21 protein-coding genes are annotated in these 25,063 nt (G+C 46.8%); 9 read left to right on the plus strand and 12 right to left on the minus strand.

Annotated elements, in window-relative coordinates; translation table 11 throughout:
- Position 1 precedes the first annotated feature (1 nt).
- From J2W69_RS10975 to J2W69_RS10985, 3 genes are read left to right on the plus strand one after another with little or no spacing between them, the layout of a single operon-like run.
- Positions 2-895 (plus strand): ABC transporter permease subunit, encoded by an 894-nt coding sequence (locus J2W69_RS10975; protein WP_310278136.1) that lies wholly within the window; start codon positions 2-4, stop codon positions 893-895.
- A complete protein-coding gene (locus J2W69_RS10980; RefSeq protein WP_310278139.1) occupies positions 895-1,887 on the plus strand; it encodes a peptide ABC transporter ATP-binding protein in 993 nt (330 codons plus the stop codon). The genes J2W69_RS10975 and J2W69_RS10980 overlap by 1 nt, the downstream gene beginning before the upstream one ends.
- Entirely contained in the window at positions 1,884-2,654 is a 771-nt protein-coding gene (locus J2W69_RS10985) for an ATP-binding cassette domain-containing protein (RefSeq protein WP_310278142.1), read from the plus strand. Before J2W69_RS10980 ends, J2W69_RS10985 begins: the two co-directional genes overlap by 4 nt.
- Positions 2,655-2,727: 73 nt before the next feature.
- Here J2W69_RS10985 and J2W69_RS10990 read toward each other — a convergent pair whose 3' ends face one another.
- The 6 genes from J2W69_RS10990 to tig all read right to left on the minus strand — a co-directional run bounded on the left by J2W69_RS10990 (position 2,728) and on the right by tig (position 11,363).
- Entirely contained in the window at positions 2,728-4,641 is a 1,914-nt protein-coding gene (locus tag J2W69_RS10990) for a SurA N-terminal domain-containing protein (RefSeq protein WP_310278145.1), read from the minus strand.
- A 190-nt stretch (positions 4,642-4,831) separates the two neighbouring features.
- Complete coding sequence (hupB, locus tag J2W69_RS10995; protein ID WP_008898812.1) at positions 4,832-5,104, minus strand: nucleoid-associated protein HU-beta; 273 nt, start codon at positions 5,102-5,104, stop codon at positions 4,832-4,834.
- A gap of 209 nt (positions 5,105-5,313) precedes the next feature.
- Positions 5,314-7,710, minus strand: coding sequence for an endopeptidase La (lon, locus tag J2W69_RS11000; protein WP_310278148.1), 2,397 nt, complete (start codon positions 7,708-7,710; stop codon positions 5,314-5,316).
- A gap of 151 nt (positions 7,711-7,861) precedes the next feature.
- Positions 7,862-9,136 (minus strand): ATP-dependent protease ATP-binding subunit ClpX, encoded by a 1,275-nt coding sequence (gene clpX, locus J2W69_RS11005; protein WP_127024302.1) that lies wholly within the window; start codon positions 9,134-9,136, stop codon positions 7,862-7,864.
- A 65-nt stretch (positions 9,137-9,201) separates the two neighbouring features.
- On the minus strand, positions 9,202-9,825 hold the full coding sequence (clpP, locus tag J2W69_RS11010; protein WP_008898815.1) for an ATP-dependent Clp endopeptidase proteolytic subunit ClpP: 624 nt from the start codon (positions 9,823-9,825) through the stop codon (positions 9,202-9,204).
- A gap of 227 nt (positions 9,826-10,052) precedes the next feature.
- Positions 10,053-11,363 (minus strand): trigger factor, encoded by a 1,311-nt coding sequence (gene tig, locus J2W69_RS11015; protein ID WP_310278154.1) that lies wholly within the window; start codon positions 11,361-11,363, stop codon positions 10,053-10,055.
- A gap of 333 nt (positions 11,364-11,696) precedes the next feature.
- Here tig and J2W69_RS11020 point away from each other — a divergent pair, with 333 nt between their 5' ends.
- The 4 genes from J2W69_RS11020 to sugE all read left to right on the plus strand — a co-directional run bounded on the left by J2W69_RS11020 (position 11,697) and on the right by sugE (position 14,469).
- Positions 11,697-12,419, plus strand: coding sequence for a DUF969 domain-containing protein (locus J2W69_RS11020; protein WP_310278157.1), 723 nt, complete (start codon positions 11,697-11,699; stop codon positions 12,417-12,419).
- A complete protein-coding gene (locus J2W69_RS11025; protein ID WP_310278160.1) occupies positions 12,412-13,350 on the plus strand; it encodes a DUF979 domain-containing protein in 939 nt (312 codons plus the stop codon). Before J2W69_RS11020 ends, J2W69_RS11025 begins: the two co-directional genes overlap by 8 nt.
- Before the next feature lie 10 nt (positions 13,351-13,360).
- Complete coding sequence (pcp, locus tag J2W69_RS11030) at positions 13,361-14,005, plus strand: pyroglutamyl-peptidase I (RefSeq protein ID WP_310278162.1); 645 nt, start codon at positions 13,361-13,363, stop codon at positions 14,003-14,005.
- Between the two features lie 149 nt (positions 14,006-14,154).
- The gene (gene sugE, locus J2W69_RS11035) at positions 14,155-14,469 is read left to right on the plus strand and encodes a quaternary ammonium compound efflux SMR transporter SugE (RefSeq protein ID WP_310278165.1); all 315 of its coding nucleotides are present in this window, start codon (positions 14,155-14,157) and stop codon (positions 14,467-14,469) included.
- Positions 14,470-14,535: 66 nt separating this feature from the next.
- On the opposite strand, the gene J2W69_RS11040 is transcribed toward sugE, so the two are convergent.
- Genes J2W69_RS11040 through J2W69_RS11050 form a run of 3 tightly spaced genes read right to left on the minus strand, consistent with a single transcriptional unit; the run spans position 14,536 to position 16,911 of the window.
- A complete protein-coding gene (locus tag J2W69_RS11040) occupies positions 14,536-16,077 on the minus strand; it encodes a cation:proton antiporter domain-containing protein (protein WP_310278168.1) in 1,542 nt (513 codons plus the stop codon).
- 16 nt (positions 16,078-16,093) lie between these two features.
- A complete protein-coding gene (locus tag J2W69_RS11045) occupies positions 16,094-16,663 on the minus strand; it encodes an MgtC/SapB family protein (protein WP_310278171.1) in 570 nt (189 codons plus the stop codon).
- Positions 16,660-16,911, minus strand: a complete 252-nt coding sequence (locus tag J2W69_RS11050) for a DUF1289 domain-containing protein (protein ID WP_310278174.1) — start codon at positions 16,909-16,911, stop codon at positions 16,660-16,662. The genes J2W69_RS11045 and J2W69_RS11050 overlap by 4 nt, the downstream gene beginning before the upstream one ends.
- Positions 16,912-17,095: 184 nt before the next feature.
- Between J2W69_RS11050 and J2W69_RS11055 the strand changes: the two genes are divergently transcribed.
- Positions 17,096-20,272 carry an amidohydrolase family protein gene (locus tag J2W69_RS11055; protein WP_310278177.1) on the plus strand — a complete coding sequence of 1,059 codons (3,177 nt, stop codon included), beginning with the start codon at positions 17,096-17,098 and terminating at the stop codon, positions 20,270-20,272.
- 324 nt (positions 20,273-20,596) lie between these two features.
- Entirely contained in the window at positions 20,597-23,569 is a 2,973-nt protein-coding gene (locus J2W69_RS11060) for a ligand-binding sensor domain-containing diguanylate cyclase (RefSeq protein WP_310278180.1), read from the plus strand.
- Positions 23,570-23,627: 58 nt separating this feature from the next.
- Here J2W69_RS11060 and J2W69_RS11065 read toward each other — a convergent pair whose 3' ends face one another.
- The 3 genes from J2W69_RS11065 to J2W69_RS11075 all read right to left on the minus strand — a co-directional run bounded on the left by J2W69_RS11065 (position 23,628) and on the right by J2W69_RS11075 (position 25,063).
- Positions 23,628-23,861: a hypothetical protein gene (locus J2W69_RS11065; protein ID WP_310278182.1), complete on the minus strand. Its 234-nt coding sequence runs from the start codon at positions 23,859-23,861 to the stop codon at positions 23,628-23,630.
- The gene (locus J2W69_RS11070; RefSeq protein WP_310278184.1) at positions 23,846-24,481 is read right to left on the minus strand and encodes a hypothetical protein; all 636 of its coding nucleotides are present in this window, start codon (positions 24,479-24,481) and stop codon (positions 23,846-23,848) included. The genes J2W69_RS11065 and J2W69_RS11070 overlap by 16 nt, the downstream gene beginning before the upstream one ends.
- A 63-nt stretch (positions 24,482-24,544) precedes the next feature.
- A complete protein-coding gene (locus tag J2W69_RS11075; RefSeq protein ID WP_310278187.1) occupies positions 24,545-25,063 on the minus strand; it encodes a GNAT family N-acetyltransferase in 519 nt (172 codons plus the stop codon).

Raw genomic sequence — 25,063 nt, forward strand, 5'->3', positions numbered from 1 at the left:
GATGAAAAAATTCCGGCTGTATTTTGAGGAACATAACCGCGGACCTTTAACTCAACTCTGGCAGCAGTTTCAACGCCAGCATGTTGCAGTTTTTGGCCTGGTCATGTTTGTATTCTTTTTACTTTTGACGATTTTTGCGCCACTGCTTTCCCCCCATGACCCCTATTTACAAAATTCAGACTTATTGCTGTTACCACCATCATGGAGTGATCAAGGTTTAGTTCATTACCCTTTTGGCACTGATGATTTAGGCCGCGATTTAATGTCACGGCTGATGAAAGGGGCCACTTATACCTTTGGCATCGCTTTGGTCACAGTGATGGGTTCTTTGCTGATGGGTCTGGCTTTAGGCGCTATGGCAGGCATGAGCAAAGGGCTGAAATCCAGTATTTTTAACCATGTACTGGATTTGGCCCTGACTATCCCCTCCCTGCTGCTGGCTATTATCATAGTGGCAGTGTTAGGCCCAGGCCTTTGGAACACCACCTGGGCTATTATGCTGGCGCTGCTGCCACAATTTGTGCATGGCATTCGTAATGCGATACAAGACACCTTAAAACAAGATTATGTCGCGGCCTACCGACTGGACGGCGCCTCCAACTGGCAGGTATTACGTTATGCTGTCTTGCCCAACATTTGGGAACATATCACCGTGATGGCCACTATGGCGTTGTCGACCGCCATCCTTGACGTCGCAGCCCTGGGCTTTTTAGGATTAGGCGCTCAGGCCCCTACCTCTGAATGGGGTGTGATGATCGCTGATGCGCTGGATTTAATTTATCTGGCCCCCTGGGCTATCGCCTTGCCTGGCCTTTTAGTTTTTGCTGCAGTATTGTCGGTGAATCTGGTCGGCGATGGCTTACGCACTGCGATGACAAAGCGGCGGGAAAACTGATGATTTTGCTTGATATTAAAAACATGACGATAGAGCTGGAGACCCCGGAAGGCTTAATTCGTGCCGTCGACAAAGTGAACCTGACCATACGTGAAGGCGAAATTCGTGGTTTAGTGGGCGAATCCGGCTCAGGCAAAAGCTTAATTGCCAAAGCCATAGTGGGTGTACTGAATAAAAGATGGCATATCACAGCAGACAGATTCAGCTGGGCTGGTCAGGATTTATTGCGTTTATCTTATGAAGAACAGCGCAAAATTATTGGCCGCGATATAGCCATGATTTATCAGGAGCCAAGCCGCAGCATGGATCCAACGGCCCCTATTCTGGATCAGTTACTTGAAGCCATACCGGATTCTGAGCTGACTGGCAGTTGGTGGGGCCGGCCTTTTGAACGGCGAAAAAAGGCCATAGCCCTGCTGCACAAAGTGGGGATCAGAGATCACCAGGCTATTTTAAACTCTTACCCTTACCAGTTACCTGAAGGGGTCTGTCAGAAAATCATGATCGCTATGGCCATTGCCAAAAAGCCGAAGCTGCTGATTGCCGATGAACCCACGACAGCGCTGGAAAGTACCACTCAGGCACAGTTGTTTCGCTTATTAGCCAGCTTTAACCAGCTCAAAGGCATGTCGATTTTACTCATTAGCCACGAGCTTGAAACTGTAGCCCGCAATACTCAGACCATAAGTGTGCTCTATTGTGGCCAGTTGGTTGAAGCAGGTGACACTGCGGCTATTTTAAAGTCTCCGTTTCACCCTTATACCGATGCGCTGATCAAAAGTGTGCCTGAATTCCAGCCGCAACTGGCCAGCAAACAACCTTTGTACGCCTTGCATGGCAGCATTCCGACCTTACAACATTTACCTATAGGCTGTCGTTTAGGGCCACGTTGCCCCAATGCCCGCAAGGAATGTGTCAAAACCCCGGTGCCGGAGCGTATGCAAAATCACTACTTCAGTTGCCATTTTCCATTGCAGGGTAAAAAATCATGACAGCTCCCTTACTCGAGATCCGGCAGCTATATAAAAGTTATCAGAAGGCTCAGGGGATTTTTGGCCGCAAAACTATTCAGGCCTTGTCCGATATCAGCTTTAGTCTATATCCTGGCCAGACGCTGGCTATAGTCGGAGAAACAGGCTCAGGTAAAAGTACTCTGGCTAAATTGCTGGTAGGTATAGAAAGCCCGGACAGAGGTGAAATACTGCTGGAAGGTCAGGCCGTTACTATCACCGACCATAAAAAGTATAACCATGTGATCCGCTATATTTTTCAGGACCCTGCCCGCTCGCTGAATCCCCACCATAAAGTAGGGCAGATGCTGGATGATGTGCTGCGCTACAGCACAACACTGGACGAACAACAACGACAGCAAAAAATCCACCAAACCTTGCACCAACTTGGTTTAATGGAAGAGCACGCCGCCTACTACCCTCATATGTTCTCAGGGGGGCAATTACAGCGTGTAGCGCTTGCCAGAGCCCTTATTATGGATCCGAAGCTGTTGATACTGGATGAAGCGTTAACAGCGTTAGACCCGTCATTACGGGCTCAGATTGTCAATCTGCTGCTGGAGCTGCAACAAACTACTGGTTTATCTTATCTGCTGATCACCAACCATCTGCGTCTGGTCCGGCATATCAGCGACAGCATGTTGGTTTTGCATCAGGGTAAAGCGCTGGATTACGGTCCAACCCATCAGGTTTTTGAGCAACCTCAACATGATTACAGCAGAAAACTGATTAACAGCGCACAAAGCTGACTGAAGCTTAACTCCCATAAAAAAACCAACCCGCAGGTTGGTTTTTTTATTTGAACGCTGGTGACTACTAAACTTATTCGTCAGCTGCGGCTTCAGGTAAAGAACGGGTAATTTCAGCCTTGGCTTTTAATGCCGCCAGCAAAGCACCAAAACTACCTTGTGCTTTTTGATCTGCAAACTGTTGTAGCTGTTCAACCGCAGGTTTCTCTGTCACTTCGTTGTCAGTCACTTTAGTCACAGCCACTAAAGCTGCATCACCGCTCGCCAGATTTAACATGGCCACAGTTGCAGGTTGGGCTTCAGTAGGTTTAGCCAGCTCAAAAGCTTTGGTACGGATGTCTGAATCTATATCACCACCAAAACGTGTGACAGCAGCTTTAGTTTCCAGCGTTAATTCTGCTGCTGCAGCTACGTCAGACAAAGATTTTCCTGCCTGGATTTCAGCCAGTAAAGCTTCAGCTTTTGCCTGGGCTAACTCAGAACTTTTAGTCGCCACCACAGCGGCCTGAACCTGCTCTTTCACTTCGTCCAGTTTCTTAGTGGTTTCTGGTTGATGTGTATTCACCCGAACTACCACCACATGTTGTGGTGCAACTTCAATCACATCACTGTTCACACCAGCACTGATAAAGTCTTCTGAAAACAAGGTGGCCAGTACTTTAGGTGCAGTTAATGCAGCAGGAGCAGTGGAACGGCTAAAGGCTGGTACTGAAACTACTTTAGTTCCTACAGCTTGTGCAGCTTCCTGCAAACTATCTGCGATTTCAAAGCTCTTTTCGCCTAACTGCTGCTGCAGATCAATAAATTTTTCCGCGGCTTTATCGTCTTTGACTGTGGCCATAATTTGATCTTTGACTTCATCAAAGGCTTTCACCGAACCAGACTGAACTTCAGTCAACTGAATAATGTGGTAACCAAACTCTGTTTTTACCACAGAGCTGATATCACCGGCTTTGGCCAGAGCATAGGCTGCCTTTTCAAATTCAGCATCCATCACGCCTTTTTCAATAAAATCTAAGTCACCGCCTTTTTCAGCTGAGAAGGTATCAGCAGATTCTTTTTTCGCCAGTTCAGCAAAATCAGCACCTTGCTGCAATTGCAGAGCTAAAGCTTGTGCTTTGGCTTCGATGTCAGCATTGTCGTCAGCCGACTCGAGCAGTATATGTGAAACACGACGGCGCTCTTCTGTCTGATAACGAGCCTGGTTGGCTTCGTAATAAGCTTGTAAATCAGCATCTGTCACTTCCACTGTTGCAGCTATATCAGCAGCTGTTAACTGCACATAGTCCACAGACACTGTTTCAGGTGATACAAACTGATTGGCGTTGGTTTGATAATAGTCCTGCAACAATTGATCATTAATTTCAACTGCAGCGGCAAAATCGGCAGCTTTTAATACAGCGTACTGAATATCACGGCTTTGCATTTGTAACTTAGACAACAATTGCATTTCTGATACGGTCGCAAATTCTGAACCTGCTAAACCAACCACTAGCTGGTTAGCTGACATTTGCGCTCGTAAATAATCACGAAACTGATTTGGCTGATAGCCATTCTGACGCAGCAGCGCAATGTAACGGTCATTGTTGAATACGCCGTCTACCTGAAACTCTGTCATGCTACGAATGGTGTCACGTAACACATCGTCACTGACTATTAAATCCAGTTCTGTGACTAATTGACGTTGTAACTGTTCATCAATCAGTTTTTCCAGCACTGAATTACGGAAATTGCTCATATAGTTGCTGTCAGCAGACAACATGCCAAACATTTCACCAAACTGCTGCTGCATTCTGGCTCTTTCGTTCTGGTAGGCTGTATCAAACTGACTTTTGGTAATTTCATCACCGTTGACTGTAGCAACAGGCATTTCGTTGCTGCTGCCAAGATAACTGCCAACCCCGGCTAAAGCAAAAGTCACGATCACAAAGCCAAGAATGACCTTGGCGATCATACCCTGCGAACCTTCTCTGATCTTCTCTAACATTATATCTACGTCTCTTTTGGCAACTTTTGGTTGTCTTAAAAAAAAAGCGCATCTTAACAGATACGCCTTTTTCATAAAAGCTGTGGCAGCGTCAGGCTGAATGCGTTTTGCTTTTCTCCGCCAGTATCAATGATGACTTTGGCAGAACCATCAGCTTCATAAGCCCGGCTGGATCAGCCAGACGTTCAGCTTAGTTTACGCTGTCTTTCAGCGCTTTACCTGGCTTGAACGAAGGAATTTTCGCAGAAGCGATTTGGATAGTTTCACCCGTTTGTGGGTTGCGGCCTGAACGTGCAGCGCGCTCGCGAACTGCAAATGTACCAAAACCAACTAAGGCTACTGAATCGCCTTCCTTAAGAGCCTCAGTAACAGCGTCGATGAACGCGTCCAGAGAACGACCAGCTGCCGCTTTAGAAATATCTGCACCAGCAGCGATTTTGTCGATAAGTTGAGACTTGTTCACAATATCATCCCCTTCAATTGTTATTATTTTCAACAACTACAGTAAATTTGGTTTGTCGTAGTAGCGCGTTTGTTATATCAAGCCTGATGTAGCCTTGCAAGCACAAAACGACGCACTACAAAATTTTCTGTTAGGCCACAACCCTTGCTGCACAAGGGCTGCGTCGAAACTGCCCATAACTTAACACAGCCAGAGCAATTGAAAAGCCCCTAAGCCGGATTTTTTTGGATTTTTTTGCTTTTTGCTGGAATTTTTTCCACTTCAAGCACCGACATGCCTGTTGGCGGCTCTTGCAGAGCTAATTCCAACACTTCGTCAATCCATTTTACCGCACGAATTTCAATGTCACCTTTGACGTTATCCGGGATATCTTTTAAGTCCCGCACGTTGTCATGAGGGATTAAAACCCGCTTTATACCACCACGGTGTGCAGCTAACAGCTTCTCTTTTAAGCCACCTATAGGCAGGACTTCACCCCGTAAGGTGATTTCACCTGTCATGGCGACATCTGCCCGTACCGGATTCCCTGTTAAGCTGGACACCAGAGCCGTCACCATAGCTATACCTGCGCTTGGACCATCTTTAGGAGTTGCACCTTCAGGTACGTGCACGTGAATATCACGTTTCTCATAAAAATCTTCGTTAATACGCAGCTTCTCAGCACGGCTACGAACCACAGTCATAGCAGCCTGAATCGACTCTTTCATCACATCGCCCAAAGAGCCTGTGTACGTCAGTTTGCCTTTACCTACCACTGCAGCAGCTTCAATCGTCAGTAAATCACCACCTACAGAAGTCCAGGCTAACCCAGTGACCTGACCAATGCGATTACTGTCTTCCGCTTTACCGTAGTCATGGCGTTGTACACCTAAGAAATCTTCCAGATTGTCCTGATTAATCACCACTTTCTGTAAGTTTTTATCCAGCAGAATGTTTTTCACCGCTTTGCGGCATAACTTGGAGATTTCGCGCTCCAAGTTACGCACCCCTGCTTCACGGGTGTAGTAACGAATAATGCCCACAATAGCGCTGTCTTCAATCTCAATTTCGTGAGGTTTTAAGCCATTGCGTTCAATCTGCTTGTTGATCAAATGCTGTTTGGAAATATTCAGCTTCTCATCTTCGGTGTAGCCAGCTAAACGTATCACTTCCATCCGGTCCAATAATGCCGCCGGAATATTTAAGCTGTTGGATGTGGCAAAAAACATCACATCAGATAAGTCGTAGTCCACTTCCAGGTAGTGATCAGAAAAGGCGGTGTTTTGCTCAGGATCTAAGACCTCCAGCAAAGCAGCTGCCGGATCACCCCGGAAATCAGACGCCATTTTGTCAATTTCATCCAGCAGGAATAACGGGTTACGCACCCCAACTTTGGCCATTTTCTGGATGATTTTGCCAGGCATAGAGCCTATGTAAGTTCGTCTGTGACCACGAATTTCCGCTTCGTCACGCACGCCTCCTAAGGCCATACGCACATATTTACGGCCTGTCGCTTTGGCAACAGACTGACCCAGTGAGGTTTTACCTACACCCGGAGGTCCGACTAAACATAAAATCGGGCCTTTTAATTTGTTGACTCGCTGCTGCACTGCCAGATATTCCAGAATGCGTTCTTTGACTTTATCCAGACCATAGTGGTCCGAGTCCAGAATACGTTCTGCGCCAGCCAGGTCTTTTTTCACCTTGCTGCGTTTTTTCCACGGCACATTGGTGAGCCAGTCGATATAACTACGCACCACAGTGGCTTCCGCCGACATAGGTGACATCATTTTTAACTTTTGCAGTTCAGCCGTTGCTTTAGTGCGTGCCTCGTCCGGCATCTGAGCCAGTTCGATTTTTTTCGATAAGGCTTCAAATTCATCCGGTGTATCTTCCAGCTCGCCCAGTTCTCGCTGAATGGCTTTCATTTGCTCATTCAGGTAATACTCGCGCTGGCTTTTTTCCATCTGCTTTTTCACACGGCTGCGAATACGGCGTTCCACCTGCAGAATGTCGATTTCGCTTTCCATCATCGCCATCAGGAACTCTAAACGTTCCGTTACATCAATGATTTCTAAAACTTTTTGCTTGTCGTCCACTTTGAGCGGCATATGCGCTGCCATGGTATCTGCCAGACGGGCAGCATCTTCAATGCCAGACAAGGCTGTCAGCACTTCAGGTGGGATCTTTTTATTCAGTTTGATATAACCTTCAAACTGATTGACGGCAGAGCGCAAAATCACTTCCTGCTCGCGGCTGTCCATTTCCGGTGTCGGAATTAAATCAACATAGGCGGCGAAGGTGTCTTCCGTATCGGTGAATTCAACCAATTGAGCACGCTTGCCTCCTTCCACCAGCACTTTAACCGTGCCATCAGGAAGCTTGAGCAATTGCAAAATAGTGGCGACAGTACCCACCTGATACAAATCAGTATCTTTAGGGTCATCCAGCGTGGCGTCTTTTTGCGCAACTAAAAAGATTTGTTTCTCTTTTTCCATCGCGGCATCCAGGCATTTGATGGATTTAGCCCGGCCAACGAACAGCGGGATCACCATATGCGGATAAACGACCACGTCTCTTAATGCCAATACAGGCATATGCAAACGTTCAGTCTTTGCTACTGTCATGAAATCTCTCTCGAATTATTTACTGCAGGTGACATGATTCAACAGTATATGGGGGCTGTTTATGTCACTTCAATGAGTTAGCAAAAAATTTGGACTGCTAAAACGAGGTCAGATCACATTATTTTTGAATGATGCGATCTGACCTTTTTGCTTACTGCGAAGCAGCAGCTTCCACAGTCTCATAGATCAATATGGGCTGAGACTCTCCGCGGATCACTGTCTCGTCAATGACCACTTTGCTGACATGTTCCATGGACGGTAAATCGTACATGGTATCGAGCAAGACGTTTTCGACAATAGAGCGCAAACCACGGGCACCGGTTTTACGTTCCATGGCTTTTTGCGCTATGGCTTTGAGCGCATCTTCCCGGAACTCCAGTTCTACATCTTCCATCTGGAATAATGCACCAAACTGTTTGACCAGAGCGTTTTTCGGCTCACTTAAGATTTGCATTAATGCAGCTAAATCCAGTTCAGTTAAAGTCGCCACCACAGGCAGACGACCAATAAACTCTGGGATTAAACCGTATTTAACTAAATCTTCAGGTTCCACATCTTTAAAGCTTTCGGTCAGAGTACGGCTTTGTGAGGTGGCGCGCACTTCAGCACCAAAACCTATGCCTGAACCTTTGGCACAACGCTGTTCAATCACTTTGTCCAGACCCGCAAAAGCGCCACCACAGATAAACAGAATTTTCGAGGTATCGACCTGCAAGAACTCCTGTTGTGGATGCTTACGTCCACCCTGAGGCGGAACCGAAGCCACAGTGCCTTCAATCAGCTTTAACAGAGCCTGCTGTACACCTTCACCCGATACGTCACGGGTAATAGATGGGTTGTCAGACTTGCGTGAAATTTTGTCGATTTCATCGATATAGACAATGCCTCGCTGAGCTTTTTCTACATCGTAATCGCATTTCTGCAGTAATTTCTGGATGATATTTTCAACGTCTTCCCCCACATAACCCGCTTCAGTTAATGTAGTGGCGTCGGCCATAGTAAAGGGCACATCCAGCAAACGAGCTAAGGTTTCGGCTAACAAAGTTTTACCGCTACCTGTAGGGCCAATCAACAGAATGTTACTTTTGCTCAGCTCAACGTCCTGTTTATGCTGCATGCTGCGTAAACGTTTGTAGTGGTTGTAGACAGCCACTGCCAGAACTTTTTTCGCGTGGTCCTGACCTATGACGTAGTCATCCAGGTGAGCACGGATCTCTTTTGGCACCGGCAATTTATTGCTGTCGCGTTTTGGCGAAATATCTTTAATTTCTTCGCGAATAATATCGTTGCACAAATCAACACATTCATCACAGATATACACCTGTGGGCCTGCAATCAGTTTGCGCACTTCATGTTGTGATTTGCCGCAAAAAGAGCAATACAACAACTTGCTGCTTTTCTCGCCATCAGAGCGATGATCAGACATGTAACTTCCTCTTCCACTACATAGGGATGGCCAGCTTAGCGCCCTTCTCCACCCCTGAATTAAACTTACTTCGCATCCCTTTGAGTTAATATGGCATCGATTAGGCCATATTCCAAGGCTTGCTGTGCACTTAAGAAGTTATCGCGCTCTGTATCTTTACAAACCTGTTCATAAGTTTTGCCACAATGCTCTGCCATCAAACGGTTTAATTTCTCTTTGATATACAGAATTTCACGGGCATGGATCTCAAAATCTGTGGCCTGGCCCTGGAAACCGCCTAAAGGCTGATGGATCATCACACGGGCATTGGGTAAGCAGTAACGTTTGCCTTTGGTACCACCAGATAACAAAAATGCCCCCATGCTGCAGGCCTGACCTACGCACACTGTTGCAATGTTTGGTTTGATGTACTTCATGGTGTCGTAAATCGACATACCAGCAGTGACAGAACCACCAGGTGAGTTGATATAGATATAAATATCTTTTTCCGGATTTTCAGATTCTAAAAATAACAGCTGAGCGACGATCAGATTGGCCATATGGTCTTCGACCTGGCCCGTCAAAAATATCACCCGTTCTTTTAACAGGCGTGAGTAAATATCAAAAGAACGCTCACCCTTAGCAGTTTGCTCAATAACGATAGGAACTAAGGCATTCACTAACTCATTCATTCTTGGCTCAAATGCCATAATGCGACTTCCTTAATTGAAAAGTGGGGGACCTTACATAGCCTAAGTAATTGATGTTGCAGCGCGGCGACAAGTGCGGGAATCCCCTTGAGCATAGTAGTCCTATGTGATTGGGGTGAGCGCGCGATCAACAATGCTGCAGCTTCAAGTACGACGGCTAAAAATGAAAATGGCCCGAACTATGATGCTCGAGCCATTAAAACTGCCTGACAAACAGATGTCAAATCTTAGTTTGCTGCTTGTGGATTCATGATCTCATCAAACCTGGCTTTTTCTTCTGTTACTTTGGCTTTGGTCAGAACCAGGTCAATGGCCTGCTCTTCTAAAGCCACATTGCGCATGCCTTGTAACAATTCTTTGTTGCTGTTGTAGTACTGGATCACTTCTTGTGGATCTTCGTACGCAGAAGCCACAGTTTCAATCAGAGACTGAACACGGGCATCTTCAACTTGCAGGCTGTTTGTTTTGATCACTTCACCTAATAACAGACCTACTTTCACACGGTCTTTGGCTTGTTCAGTGAACAGAGCAGCAGGTAATTCTGGTAATTGTTTTGGATCCAGGTTGTTGCCAAAACGCTGTAACGCCTGACGACGTAATACATCAATTTCGCTGTCGATCAGAGCTTGTGGCACTTCAATTTCATGAGTGGCTAACAAACCTTTGATCACTTGTTCTTTTACACGGCCTTTGATGCTGTTATTCAGCTCGCGTTCCATGTTCTTTTTCACTTCAACTTTTAACGCGTCAACAGTAGCTTCAGCTAAACCGAACAGCTTAGCGAACTCGTCGTTTACTTCTGGTAACTGTTGAGCTTCAACTGCTTTTACAGTCACAGCAAAACTAGCAGCTTTGCCTTTTAAGTTTTCAGCGTGGTATTCAGCCGGGAAAGTCACATCAATTGTCACTTCTTCACCGGCTTTTTTGCCGATGATACCGTCTTCAAAACCTGGGATCATACGATTCTGGCCTAATTCTAAAGTGAAGTCAGAGGCTTTGCCGCCTTCAAACTCTTCACCATCGATAGAACCAACGAAATCGATGACTACGCGATCAGTTGAAGCTGCAGCAGCCTCAGTTTTAGCCCATGTTGCATGTTGCTTACGCAAAGTGCCTAACATAGTTTCTAAATCATCAGCAGTGATTTCAACTACTGGCTTAGTCACTTCGATTTTGTCCAGGGCGTTCAGTTGAACTTCCGGGTAGACTTCGAAGGTTGCAGCGAATTCCAGGTCTTTGCCTTCAGCCAGTTGGCCAGGAGCAAAAGTAGGAGCGCCAGCAGGAGTTAACTTGTTTGCGATGATGGCCTGATAAAAATGGTTTTGCATCTGACGTGAAGCCACGTCTTGTAATACAGACAGACCAAACATTTTTTTGATCATTGCAACAGGCGCTTTACCTGGACGGAAACCGTCAACACGGCGATTCTTTGCAATCTTTTTTAATTCTTTGTCAACTTCAGTGCTGATTGCAGCAGCTGGTACAGTAATGGTCAAACGGCGTTCTAAACCCTGTGTGGTTTCAACAGAAACTTGCATCTTGTTACCTCAAAATCAAATCGGGCGTCTGACTACGCCATCTCTTCGCTTGTCCGGGTTCTGCCTTCAACTGCACAATCCAGACCTGTTATATAGGACGCGGCATTATAGCGAGGGTTTTTCGCCGAGTCGAGCTTTTGATACAACATCAGATATGGCGCGGCTTAGAGCCCTAATTTCGCTTTATTTTTTTCGTTGCAGGCACTGCCAGAAAGCATAAAAACAGCAGATACGAAGCATCGCTTTTCGTCTGATTTTTAACGTTTTGCTCTCGCCTTCCTATCAAATTATGTGTAGCAATAGACAGAGATAACAAAAACAACAGGATTTTTTATGCCCGATTTCAGCCTTTGGCCTTTGCTTGGTATAGCCGTAGTGATGCTTGGCTTTTTATTAAAATTTAACCCAGTGCTGGTGGTCACAGTAGCGGCTTTTGCCACTGGTATGGCAGTAAAGATGCCCATCTTGATCTGGCTGGAGTCTTTGGGTACTGCCTTTATTAAAACCCGCAACCTGCCTCTTATTTTGTTATTGCCTTTAGCAGTCATTGGTCTCTTAGAGCGTCATGGTCTGCGCGAAAAGGCCCAGAGCTGGATCCAGAACATCAAAGCGGCAACTACAGGGCGTTTGTTGCTGGTTTATCTGGCATTAAGGGAGAGTACAGCAGCTGCGGGCCTGACCAGTTTAGGCGGCCATCCACAAATGGTGCGGCCTTTACTCGCCCCTATGGCTGAAGCCGCCTTTGAACAAAAACATTTAACCTTGCCGGATAAAATCAAATTCAAAATTCGCGCTATGTCAGCTGCAACTGACAATATAGGGCTGTTTTTTGGTGAGGATATTTTTGTCGCTTTTGGCGCCATTATTTTAATGCACACCTTTTTACGTGAATCCGGTATTGAAACCGACCCGTTGCATATAGCGCTCTGGGGTATTCCAACCGCTATCGCTGCTTTTTTAATTCATGGGACCCGTGTACTGCGATTTGACGCTTATCTGGCACGCCAGCTTAAAGATGAGCTGAAGCAAGAGCCGCAGGAGCAGCGCCATGATTAGTATGACCTTGCTTTATTATGTCGCTTCTGTACTGTTTTTTGCTGTGGCCTTTTTTAGTGCTAAAGATAAAAGATACAGTAGCGCGTTGTTCTGGTTGAGTTATGGCCTGATTTTCCTGTTGGGTGACTTTATGCCGCCCGCTCTGGTTGGTGCTTTAGTGGTATTGATGGCTTTAGTGGCTGGTTTTGGTGGTGTAAAAGGTGGCGCCTATCCGACGCTGGAACTACAACAACGGCTGGATTCGGTGAAACGTCTTGGTAACAGGTTATTTATTCCTGCTTTGATGATCCCACTGCTGACGGTATTTTCTGTATTGGTTCTGGTGCATATTCAGGGCGATGGCTGGTCTTTACTTAACCAAAATAATGCCACTTTATCAGCTTTAGGTTTAGCTGCATTTTTAGCCATACTGGCTGCTTTGTATCTGACAAGGGAAAAACCACAGCAAGCATTAAAAGAATCATCACGTTTAATTGAAGCCATAGGCTGGGCCTTCTTATTACCTCAGCTGCTAGCGACTTTGGGCTTGTTGTTTAATCAGGCTGGTGTCGGTGAAACCGTGTCACAACTGACCAGCTTGTATTTAAATTTAAACCATCCTTTGCTGGCAGTGGCTTGTTATGCCATTGGCATGGCCTTATTTACTATTATTATGGGCAACGCTTTTGCCGCTTTCCCGGTGATCACAGCAGGTATAGGTATTCCGCTTTTAGTGATCCAACACGGCGGTAACCCGGCTATTATGGCGGCTATAGGTATGTTTTGTGGCTACTGCGGCACTTTACTCACCCCTATGGCAGCCAACTTTAACATAGTGCCAGCCGCACTTTTGGAGCTTCCGGATAAAAATGCCGTGATTAAAGCTCAGGCTCCCACAGCAGTGCTGTTGCTTGGGGTCAATATTATCCTGATGTATGTCCTTATGTTCTAACGGAGCACAAATGCAGATTATTTTACTGACCGGCTTTGAGCCTTTTGGCTGCGAACAAAGCAATCCGTCCTGGCAAGCCGTGCAGCAACTGGATGGGTATAAACTGGACTATGAAGTGCAGATTGTCAGCCGGCAACTCTCTTGTGTATTTGAAAAAAGCCAACAGGAACTTAAAACGGCGATAGAGGAATTAAAACCTGTACTGGTGTTGGCTCTGGGTCAGGCAGGTGGGCGCACTGAACTTTGTTTTGAGAAAGTCGCTATTAATTTTATCGACGCCCGTATTGCTGATAATGCAGGCCAGCAACCGCTGGATAAGCCTGTGGTCAGTGATGGCCCTACTGCTTATTTCACTACTCTGCCTGTCAAAGCTATGGTCAACAGTCTGAAACAACAAGGCATACCGGCCTCAGTGTCTTACACAGCCGGTACTTATGTCTGCAATACAGTATTTTATGCCCTGATGCACCAGTTGAAAAACAACCCCAAAGTGCGGGCCGGTTTTTTACATATTCCTTATGCACCAGCACAGGCCATAGGCAAAGCCGTGGCTTCAATGCCTGTAGACATGGTGGTGCAGGCATTAAAAATCTGTTTGCCTGTGGCGCTGCAAAGCACCGAAGATTTACAAATAGCAGCAGGGACACTCGACTAAATCTCAGCCCAAAGCTTGCCTTAAAGCGCCCGCATGGTTAAAATTGCGGCGCTTTAAGTTACAAAGCTATAGTCAAAAAGCCTGTTGGGACGACCCAATAGCGCATCAATATCCGGGGACGACCCCAACTTCAAAAACTGGAATACCTTATGAACTGGTTGTTGCTTGTTGTGGCTGGCTTATTGGAAGTCGGCTGGGCCGTGGGTTTGAAATACACTGAAGGTTTTACAAAGTTCTGGCCCTCTGTCTGGACTCTTGGCGCTATGCTGTTAAGCATCACCCTGCTTGGGCTTGCGATGCGGGATTTACCTGTAGGTACAGCTTATGCAATCTGGACTGGTATTGGGGCTGTTGGCACTGTCATCGTCGGTATTTACCTGCTAGGCGACCCTGCTACTGCAGGGCGTTTAATCAGTATTGGTTTGATACTGTTAGGTATTATAGGTTTAAAGCTCAGCTCTTAAACTATTGTGTTTTAATAGTTAATTTGAATAAAAAGGGCCGGAAAACGGCCCTTTCTGATAACAGAACTACAGATGAATATGCTGTCGCACCCTTTCACCTAAACCCACACCAGCTTCTGACATCGTCAGATAGGTATGATCAGCGCCAGCGTCCATAATGGCTGCAGCTTCGTCGTTGTGCATGCTATGTGACACAATCAAACCCGCAAAACCTGCTTGCCGAAGTTTCTTCGTCGCTATCACTTTGGCTTCTACATCATTTAAGCAAAGTACCACAGCTTTAATGCCACCCAGTTTTAAACCTTGCCAGAATACCTGATCTTCTGCATCGGCGAAAAGTACGTTATTGCCTTTTTCCTGATGTTCAGCCACTTTGGACGGATCCGAATCCAGCGCCACCAAATGGCATTTGTGCTCAAGATATTCATAGGCAGCGGATCCTGTGCGGCCCATGCCCATAATCAAGACTTCAGCTTCGCCCAAAGACACAGGTTGCTCATCCGGATGGTGAATATCCCGCTCGTACGGAATAAGCCGGTGCGCCAGACGTTCATACAAAGGGTGTGCAAAACGGTTTAAAGGGGCTGAAACCACAAAAGATAAAGCCACAGTTAAGGCCAGTGGGATCAAAAACTGTGGCATAACACTGGCGGCGACAATCAAGGCAAACTCGCTGTAGTTACTCAGGGCTAAACCCGATAAAAATGCACTACGTGCTCTTAATCTGAACAACACCAATAAGGCAAAAAACAGTACAGCTTTAAAAGGCAATAACACTGTCATCAAAGCGGCAAATAACCAGGCTTGCTGATCCGGTAAACCGCCTAAGCCAATTTTCAGGAAAAACCCCACCAGGAAAAACTCTTTTAAACCCCATAAAGTTTTAGACAGCTCCCCTGCTCTGTTATGGCCAGCCAGCAAAGCACCAAACACCAGAGCGCCTAACTCCGAGCTTAAACCTATGGCATGAAAACCTGAGCCGCCTATAACCACTGCCAGCAGCACACCAAACAAAATTTGTAAGTCATCATGACCTGTTAAATCCATCAGCTTATACAGCATGGGCCTGAGCAGAGGCACCAGCAGCACTAACAAGGCAAAAGGCGATGGCGTAATTCCCTGAGTAAAACTCAAAAGCCCCATCGCAATTAAGTCCTGCATCACCAGAATGCCTATGGCAACCCGGCCGTGAAAAGCCCTAATTTCCCTTTTACCTTCCAGTACTTTAGCGGCCAGTACTGTGCTTGAGAATGCCAGGGCGGCGGCCAGCATCAAGGCGTAATACCAGTCGGGTTCAAAGGTCAGATAAATAATGGGGGTGTATAGCAGCACTGAACTGGCAAAATGCGCCAGACTGCCGCCTAATACTTCGGGTTTGCCCAAACTGCGGATATTAAGTTTTAAACCTACAGTAAACAGCAGCAACAACACACCTAAGTGGGCAACATGGGCGATAATGGCATTGCCTTCTTTGGGCAGATCCAAATCTGTGGCTGTGGCTGTGATCATAAAGCCAGCAGCCAGATAACCAATCAGTGGCGGCAAACCAATTAAGCGCACTAACAAACCTAAACTAAAGGCAAACCCTATCCATACTGCTTCTAACATAACCGTCCTGTATTAATTATTTACTACCTTCATCAGGCTCTGAATCCTGACTTTCGTCCAAATCCTTTGCGGTTTTTCGGGAGATCCAGTCTTTTGTCGTTCTGTGTACACCACGACGCAATGCGCTGCTGGCGTTCTCCAGCGTATCTACCCCGGTTAAAACCCCAACGACCACAACAGACAACCAAATCGCGACCTGATAATGGCCTAAACCTGTAGCCACCCCTATGGCTGCAAGCACCCAAATGGTGGCAGCCGAGGTGACGCCCACTACTATACCTTCACGAGTCAGCATCACACCCGCACCGAGAAACCCTATACCTGTCACTACCTGGCCGATAATACGGCTGGGGTCTGTCACCACTTGCCCAACCAAAGGGCTGGACTCAAGCACTGAATGGCCTAAAGGCAAAGACAAAGCCACAAACAAGTAGGTCCCCATCGTAATCAGAATAGAAGTCCGGATCCCGGCAGGTTTACCTCGTAACTGACGTTCCAAACCAACAATACTGCCGGCCAGCAAGGTAACGCCTATGGCTTGCCAGGATAAAGGGCTGATATCAAACCAGGCTGGATCCAGCATCATAATGCGCCCCCGGCTATTGATTTTGCTGCGTTACGCGCACGGGCAGCTTTCCATTCAGCTTCTGTCATGGGCACTGTTTCACCCAAGCTACGGGCCAGCGCTTTACGCTGCTGAATGTTGCTGGCAATTTGTTGGTACTCTTCTGGCGTTTTTTTGCGCCAGTCGACAATTTCATCCATATGGCGGTAACAACCGACACAAATTTTTTCTTCGTTCAGCCTGCAGCAGGCGACACAAGGAGATTCCACTTCAGCTCCGGCTTTTTATTCTAACTTACTCCAGTGTAACCACTTTTTGATGCAGGCCAAAGTTTTACTCCAAACTAAGGTCATCAGTCGGAAAAGTCCGGCTTTTAACCGCAGTTTTGTTGCAGAGACTTTACCCGGCTTTCGCTTTATGGCAGCGTACGGGCAACCAACACGAGGTCTATTGATGAAAAACTATAACTACAGTCTTATTGCCCTGGCTTTATGCTCCACTCTGGTCATAGCCGATGATAAAAAATCGCTCTGGAATGTGGATAAACCCCAGGGCAAATTTACCGACATCAAGATTGATGTGCAACAAGGCACCTGGATGAATGTCAGTGTCAGTCCTGACGGTAAAACCATTGCTTTTGATTTATTAGGCGATATTTATACGATGCCTATTGGCGGTGGTAAAGCCAAAGCTTTAACTTCAGATATAGGCTGGCAAATGCAGCCGGTATTCAGCCCGGATGGCAAGTACATTGCATTTACCAGCGATCAGGGCGGTGGCGATAATATTTGGGTGATGAAAGCCGATGGTTCAGCGCAAAAAGCCGTAACCGAAGAAACATTCCGTTTATTGAATAGCCCGGCCTGGAGCCCGGACGGCGAATTTATCGTCGCCCGTAAACACTTTACCGCCAGCCGTTCTTTAGGTGCTGGTGAAGTATGGCAATACCATAAATCAGGTGGCGCTGGTGTGATGTTAACAGCCAAAGCCAATGATCAAAAAGATCTGGGTGAACCTGCCTTTTCACCAGACGGTCAATACATTTATTTTTCTCAGGATGATACACCCGGCAAAACCTTCCATTACAGCAAAGACTCAGAACAAGGCATTTATGTTATTAAGCGTTTTGAGCGTGAAACCGGCAAAATTGATGTGCTGTTGCAAGGTGCTGGTGGCGCTATCCGCCCTACTCCGTCCCCTGATGGTAAATATCTGGCCTATATCCGCCGTGTCGATTTCCAGACCAGCTTGTTTTTATACGATTTAGAAAGTGGCGAACATAGGCAACTGGATAACCAGCTTGACCGTGATATGCAGGAAACCTGGGCTATTCATGGGGTTTACCCAACCTTAAGCTGGACACCGGATAATAAAAAGCTGGTGTACTGGGCTGGCGGTAAAATCAACAGTCTGGACATTGCCAGCAAAAGAAAAACCGTTATTCCGTTTTCTGTCGAGCGCAGCAAAACCATACAAACTGCGGTGAAGTTCAAACAGGATTTAGACAAAGATCAGTTGGATGTGAAAGTGCTGGGTAACCTGCATATATCGCCAGATGGTAAAAAAGCTGTGTATTCGGCCTTGGGTCATTTGTATATCAAAGACTTAAAATCAGGTTTAGCCAAACGGCTGACCAGCCAGACTAACCATTTTGAGTTTTACCCTCAATTCTCCCGCGATGGCAGTAAGCTGGTGTATGTCAGTTGGCATGACACAGAACAAGGTCGGGTTAAATTGCTGGATTTAGCTTCAGGCCAAAGCCGGGATTTAACTCCAGAACCAGGTAAATACGTCGAACCTGTGTTCAGCCCGGACGGTCAGACTGTGGTCTATCGCAAGTCTGGTGCAGGCTCTTTGCTGGACAAAAAATGGTCACTGAATACTGGCCTTTATCTGGTCCATGTCAGTGGAGCAGAACAACCCAAATTGATCAGCCGCAATGGTTTTGCCCCTATGTTTGGCAAAGACAATAAAAGAGTGTTTGCGCAGGATTATGGCGAATCACCAACACTATTAAGCATAGATCTAGCCACAGAGCAGCAGCGCACTTTATACACAGCCAAATACGGCACAGAATTTAAACTCTCGCCTGATGGCAAGTACTTAGCTTTTGTTGACCGTTTTAAAGTGTACGTTACTCCATTTACTGAACGTGGCGCAGTCATTGACATAAGCGGCTCAGATAAGCAGTTCCCGGTGAAGCAGCTATCGGTTAAGGCAGGCACTGATATCAGCTGGACCTCTGACAGCAGCAGCTTGTACTGGCACTTAGGGCCAGAGTTGTACCACCACAGCATTGCTGGTTTATTTGACGTCAACAGCAAAGTAAAACTGGACGCTAAAAGCGGCAGCAATATTGGCTTTAGCCTGCCTATGGATAAACCCAAAGGTCAAATCGCTTTTGTCGGCGGTCAGGTCATTACCATGGAAGGCGATACAGTACTGCAGGATGCAGTGGTGCTGGTCGAAGGCAATAAAATCAAAGCTGTTGGCACCAGAGATGATGTGACAGTGCCGGCCGGTGCTGAAGTGATCGACATCAGCGGCAAAACTTTATTGCCAGGCTTATTTGATGCCCATGCGCACGGCGCTCAGGGCGTGAATCAGTTGATCCCACAACAAAACTACAAGAACTACGCCAGCCTGGCTTTAGGTGTTACTTCTATCCATGACCCATCCAATGATACTCAGGAAATATTTACTGCCAGTGAGATGCAAAAAGCCGGTATCACAGTGGGACCACGGATATTTTCCACTGGTACTATTTTGTATGGTGCTTATGGTGCAGGTTATACCTCACATATTGACAGCCTGGACGATGCCAAATTCCATCTGGAACGGCTGAAAAAAGTCGGTGCTTTTTCAGTCAAGAGCTACAACCAGCCACGCCGCGATCAGCGTCAGCAGGTGATTGAAGCAGCTCGTGAACTGGAAATGATGGTTGTACCTGAAGGTGGCTCTTTAATGCAGCATAACCTGAGCATGGTGGTCGACGGTCATACCACGCTGGAGCACTCTTTGGCTGCCGCTGTGCTTTATGATGACGTCAAGCAATTGTGGCAACAAAGCAACACAGCCTATACCCCAACCTTAGTGGTAGCCTACGGCGGTATCTTTGGTGAAAACTACTGGTACGATAAAACCGACGTCTGGAAACACCCTCGTTTAAGCCAGTATGTACCGGCTGATGAGCTGCGCCCACGCAGTATGCGTCGCCCTAAAGCGCCGGACCATCATTACAACCATGTTGCTATCGCTCAAATGGCCAAAGAGTTGTCTGATTTGGGAGTAGTCACTAACATTGGTGCTCATGGTCAGCGCGAAAGCTTAGGCGCACACTGGGAAATCTGGATGTTTGCTCAAGGGGGAATGAGCCCGCTTGAAGCCTTAAAAACTGCGACCATTAACCCAGCGAAAACCTTTGGTATGGATCATCAGCTCGGTTCAATAAAAGCAGGAAAACTGGCTGACTTAATAATCCTGGATGCCGACCCGCTGAAAAACATTATGGACAGCGACAAAGTGAAATACAGCATGGTGAACGGCCGTTTGTATGATGCAGAATCGATGAACCAATTGTACCCGGAGCAAAAACAGCGGGCGCCGTGGTTTTTTAGTCCAAAGAGCTGATAGCTTGTGAAGCCATACTTCGGAAATATGCCCCGGCCATCGCCAGAGGCAATGGCGTGATATCGGCGAAATGCCAAACTGTTGGCATTTCGAAAGACCGATATCACTCTGCATTTCCGACGTACCGTACTTCCTGTACATGCGTCGAAAATATGCTCCTGCATTTCCGACGTACCGTACTTCCTGTACATAAAACCGGCTGTGGCCGGTTTTTCTTTTAACAAATTACCCTCCTGACTTTGCTTCTGTAATTTTGACTGCTAGGCTTTGGAAAGGCATTGGCATTTAAGCCCATTTCTTTGTTTTCCCGAGGCTTTTCCTACTATGCATCCAACTCTGATTTGGTATTTATTGTCTGCTTTGCTGATGCTGCTTCCCTGCTCTTTATTCGCCTCCATGCAATTTTCATCTTTGGCGCAACAACATGCTGACGCCCCTTTAATCAGTTACGACATCAAACAAGATCAGAAAGGTTATATCTGGTTTGCAAGTGAACTGGATGGTCTGCAACGTTTTGATGGCTATGAGCTAAGCCGCAGGAACATTCTGACAGAGACAGAACTTCAGTCCGCTATGGCCAATGTCAACCAATTATTTGTAGACAGCCAGCAGCGACTTTGGGTCAGCACCTGGGGCCAGGGTGTGACCTTGTTGGATCAGCAACTCAGTATCAGCATGCGTTATCACACTAAAGCCAGTCCAGCCCAACAACTGCCCTCAGACAGAGCTCAGAGTTTTTTTGAAGACAAGCAACAACGAATATGGATAGGCACAGTGGAAGGGCTGCGTTATGTTGATGCGGCAGACCCCTCCAGGCTGCATCGGGTTCAACTCTTGCCTGAGTTAAGGGTCTGGCAAGTTACGCAATCTGACGATGGAACCCTTTGGCTGGCCACCTCAAAAGGTTTGTACAGTTTGTCAGATGATTTACAACAGGTAGAGCACAAAGCGCTGCCTACACTCTCAGACGAAGATGCCAATCGGAACCCTGCAGAGATCCGCACCCTGCTGCTGGTGGAGCAAGGGCTTTGGCTTGGTACTCAGCTAGGCTTATTTTTCTTTAGTTTTGAGCTTGGGCAAGCCTCCTCACGTTACCCGGCAGAATTTGGCGTGATCAGTACCCTGTTTCAACCAGAACCGGGTCAGCTCTGGGTCGGCAGCGGTGCTGGTTTGTACAAAATAAACACCGGATTGACGCAACCTCAAACTCCGGAACATTTTTTGCAAACTGCAGACATCCGTAAGTTTTTTAAAGACCAGACCGGGGTCATTTGGGTAGCCAGCCGCAACAGGGGGGTCTTTAAAATGAACCCTTTGCCTGAAAATTTCAAAGCAGTACCGCTGCCCCTGAAACCCGGTATGGCAGAAAAAACCTTAAGACGTATTTACAGTCAAACCATTATCGATGACAGGATATGGCTGGGGGTGGATCATGATCTGGTCAGTTACGATCTCAGGCAACAACGCTGGCACACACACCGTTTACCCACCCGTCGCCCCCACAATCAAATTCAGGCTGTAACCCGGGATCATTATGGGCAGTACTGGGTCGGCACAGATCTGGGGTTGTTTGTATCTGCTGCACCGGACCAGGAGTTCAGCCAACAAAGCTTACCTGACGCCATCAGACAATTGGCTGGGATCACTTCTGTGGCAGCGGACGCTGATGGTTCGTTATGGCTTGGCATATGGGAAAAAGGCCTGGTGAAGTGGCCACAACAAAACCCACAAGGACAGCTTGAACATTACAGTATCACCTCGCAACCCGGTGACGCAGTGATCAGCATTATCAGCGATACCTCGGACAGCATCTGGATGGTCAGCCGCTTCAGTGGTTTGTATAGATTAGAACGCGACACAGGGCTAATCAGCCGTTACCATAGCGGAACCGATAGCCTGATACAACTGCCAACAGACGTCCTGCTTTGCCTGGATAAGGTGAATGAACATCAGTTATGGGTCTGTACCAATCAGGGTTTGTTTTTTATGGATGTAAAACAAAACCACAGTGAACTTTATCAGGTGGATCAAGGACTGCCGGACAACAGAGTGGTTGCCATCAATGCGCAGGAGCCTGGTTCAGTCTGGGTCAGTACCAAAAGAGGTCTGGCTGAACTGAATTTAACCAGTAAAACCTTCAGGCTTTTTGCTGAAAAAGCCAATATCAATGCGTTATTACTGGAAACCAGAGCGCTGAACCGCACCACTTCAGGTCAATTTTGGTTAGGGACTGCTGCGGGTTTGTATCAATTTACTCCACGTCTGATGCAGGATTACAAATTTAACGCCAATATGGTGATCAGCAAACTCAAAGCCGATCAAAAACAGTGGCTGGACCCGCAAAGCACAGCACAAGATCCGCTGGAAGTCCCGGCTCAGACCAAAGAAATCAGCATTTACTTCAGCTTTCTGGAGTATTTTTTTACCGATGGTCATCAGTATCAGTACAGATTCTCAGGCTCAGACCGCGAGTGGCATTACATAGGCCACCAGCATCAGGTCAGCTTCAACAGACTACCACCTGGTCATTACAGTTTTGAAGTCAGAAATAGTCTGGAGCATTCAGAACACAGCACGGCCAGACTGCACTTTGTGATCCCTGCGCCATTGTGGCAAGACAAAAGACTCTGGTTATTTGTTTGTCTGGTTGGATTGTTATCGCTCTGGCTGATGTGGCAAGGCCGCACCCGCAATCTGCATCAACAAAATTCTAAACTTAACGAGCTTGTACGCCAGCGTACTGCGGATCTGGAACAGGCGAACCTGGCGCTGAACCAACAAGCACGCACTGACTTTCTGACCAAACTACCTAACCGGCTGGCGTTTTCTGAACAGTTTGAATTATTGCAACGTCAGGCGATACGGCAAAAGTCGTCTTTTACCCTGGTGTTGCTGGATATAGACCACTTTAAAGCCATTAATGATAGCTATGGTCATGATGCTGGTGACGTAGTGCTGGCAAAAGTAGCCCAAAGTTTAAACCAGCGTCTGCGTCAGCAAGATGTGCTGGCGCGCTGGGGCGGCGAAGAGTTTATTTTGTTGTTACCTGACACTTCAGTGCAGGGTGCTTTGGTGGTGTGCGAAGAGCTACGCCAATGCCTGATGCTGATGGATATAGTCTATGACGAACACCAAATTTTAGTGACGGCGACTTTTGGTGTGGCTCAGTTAGACAATTTGCAACTGGACCTTGTCCGCTGGCAATCGGCCGCGGATATAGCCTTGTATCAGGGCAAAAAAACCGGGCGCAATAAAGTCGTAGTTTATCAGGATGACACTGCAGACAGCGCTGAATAAATGAAGCCTTGTTCAGCGCTGCTCTGTAGCGAGGCATATGGAGTAAAAAGCAGCGGTTTTATTCGAGGTAACGCTTCTTCTGCTGTTGCAGATCATTAATTGCCTGCGACAATTCAGCCCCGGTCAGATGGTGCTGCTGCATCAACTGCTGCATAGCTTCAGACAGTTCAGCACTGCTGTGCTCTGTCGCCGGAATTTTTGCCTGACGGTAATAAGTAGTACCAAAATCAATCAAAGCACAAAGCAGATACACCAGCAGAAAAACTGCCGGATACTTTATTTTTTGTACCATGCTTTCAGCTCCTGTTCCCATTGCGTTCTCTCGTCTGGCCATAAATCTTTGCTAGTCGCTTCGTCAAACTTGTAGCGCTTATTGGCTTTGAGTTTTAATAACACAGCACCGGGTAAGGTTTCCAGATCAGCATATTCCAGCTCACCCGCTTTTAATACTTTGGCGTAATCCAGAATTTTAGCGGTGAATTCTTTCGTCAAAGGTGCAGGTGCCATCAATTTAACCTGACACAAGGTATTACGGCATTCACTGGCCAAAATACGCAACTGGTTATTGGTGGTGGTGACAGCTAAATGGGCTAACAGGTATTCAGTCGCATCTGCCCAGCCTTCATCCCTGTCCTGCTCGTCCCAGCTTGCATGGTGTTCCAACAAAACTTTTTCCCTGGCGATGAAAGCACGGACGCCTAAATAAGCGTGCAGCACCACAGACGCTTCAGGATTTTTTGCTTCAAAGTCATTGGCTTGATTTAATTGAGATTGAGTCATAGGTTCAGGCAACAGCACAAATGCCAACCAGGGTTTGGCCTGATAAGCACAAATAGCAGCACCAGCCAACAGCAGGCAGATCAGCGTCTGTGCTAAGGCGGATTGTAAATTGAGCTGAAACTTTAACGCCATACAAACTCCAATCAAAAGGCGGCAAAGTTTAACAGAGCCTGAATCAGTACTAAAGCGGCTTGTTTAAATGGCGCGGGAAAACAGCAAGGGTTCCATATCGTCAAGCAAAGACAATTGTGTTTTACCTTCCAGACTAAAACCTAGTTTGGTCGCAACCTGTTTAGAACCGTCATTATCCGGATGGATCACTGCCACTAAGCGGCTCAGGCCTAAAGCCTGGGCAAACTCAATCACGGCTGAACCTGCTTCTGTCGCTAAACCTTTGCCCCAGAATTCTGGTAAAAAACGATAACCAAGCTCAGTTTCCTGAATTTCTTCAAGGTACTTAATGCCACTAAAACCTATCACCTGCCCCGTTTCTTTCCAGACACAGGCAAAACGGCCGTAACCATAAACCTGATAATCCCGCAGTGGATGCTGTTGCAGATAAACCAGAGTGTCTTGTTTCGATTGTGCTGGTTTATTGCCGACATAACGGATCACGTCAGGCACTGTCATCAACTGGTACATAGCATCGACATCATCCAGCGTAAAAGAGCGCAAGATTAACCGAGGAGTTTCAAGTACAGCCTGTATCGACAT

The organism is Rheinheimera soli (genome assembly GCF_031457405.1).
Lineage (GTDB): Bacteria > Pseudomonadota > Gammaproteobacteria > Enterobacterales > Alteromonadaceae > Pararheinheimera > Pararheinheimera soli_A.

Excerpts from the sequence above, each read along its gene's own strand:
- J2W69_RS10985 (WP_310278142.1), top strand. The coding sequence starts at position 1,884 with ATGACAGCTCCCTTACTCGAGATCCGGCAGCTATATAAAAGTTATCAG.
- sugE (WP_310278165.1), top strand. The coding sequence starts at position 14,155 with ATGAACTGGTTGTTGCTTGTTGTGGCTGGCTTATTGGAAGTCGGCTGG.
- clpP (WP_008898815.1), bottom strand. The coding sequence starts at position 9,825 with ATGGCATTTGAGCCAAGAATGAATGAGTTAGTGAATGCCTTAGTTCCT.
- J2W69_RS11020 (WP_310278157.1), top strand. The coding sequence starts at position 11,697 with ATGCCCGATTTCAGCCTTTGGCCTTTGCTTGGTATAGCCGTAGTGATG.
- J2W69_RS11025 (WP_310278160.1), top strand. The coding sequence starts at position 12,412 with ATGATTAGTATGACCTTGCTTTATTATGTCGCTTCTGTACTGTTTTTT.
- J2W69_RS11065 (WP_310278182.1), bottom strand. The coding sequence starts at position 23,861 with ATGGTACAAAAAATAAAGTATCCGGCAGTTTTTCTGCTGGTGTATCTG.
- J2W69_RS11040 (WP_310278168.1), bottom strand. The coding sequence starts at position 16,077 with ATGTTAGAAGCAGTATGGATAGGGTTTGCCTTTAGTTTAGGTTTGTTA.
- J2W69_RS11045 (WP_310278171.1), bottom strand. The coding sequence starts at position 16,663 with ATGATGCTGGATCCAGCCTGGTTTGATATCAGCCCTTTATCCTGGCAA.
- J2W69_RS11060 (WP_310278180.1), top strand. The coding sequence starts at position 20,597 with ATGCATCCAACTCTGATTTGGTATTTATTGTCTGCTTTGCTGATGCTG.
- pcp (WP_310278162.1), top strand. The coding sequence starts at position 13,361 with ATGCAGATTATTTTACTGACCGGCTTTGAGCCTTTTGGCTGCGAACAA.
- J2W69_RS11075 (WP_310278187.1), bottom strand. The coding sequence starts at position 25,063 with ATGTCGATACAGGCTGTACTTGAAACTCCTCGGTTAATCTTGCGCTCT.
- lon (WP_310278148.1), bottom strand. The coding sequence starts at position 7,710 with ATGACAGTAGCAAAGACTGAACGTTTGCATATGCCTGTATTGGCATTA.
- tig (WP_310278154.1), bottom strand. The coding sequence starts at position 11,363 with ATGCAAGTTTCTGTTGAAACCACACAGGGTTTAGAACGCCGTTTGACC.
- J2W69_RS11055 (WP_310278177.1), top strand. The coding sequence starts at position 17,096 with ATGAAAAACTATAACTACAGTCTTATTGCCCTGGCTTTATGCTCCACT.
- clpX (WP_127024302.1), bottom strand. The coding sequence starts at position 9,136 with ATGTCTGATCATCGCTCTGATGGCGAGAAAAGCAGCAAGTTGTTGTAT.
- J2W69_RS11070 (WP_310278184.1), bottom strand. The coding sequence starts at position 24,481 with ATGGCGTTAAAGTTTCAGCTCAATTTACAATCCGCCTTAGCACAGACG.
- J2W69_RS10990 (WP_310278145.1), bottom strand. The coding sequence starts at position 4,641 with ATGTTAGAGAAGATCAGAGAAGGTTCGCAGGGTATGATCGCCAAGGTC.
- J2W69_RS10975 (WP_310278136.1), top strand. The coding sequence starts at position 2 with ATGAAAAAATTCCGGCTGTATTTTGAGGAACATAACCGCGGACCTTTA.
- J2W69_RS10980 (WP_310278139.1), top strand. The coding sequence starts at position 895 with ATGATTTTGCTTGATATTAAAAACATGACGATAGAGCTGGAGACCCCG.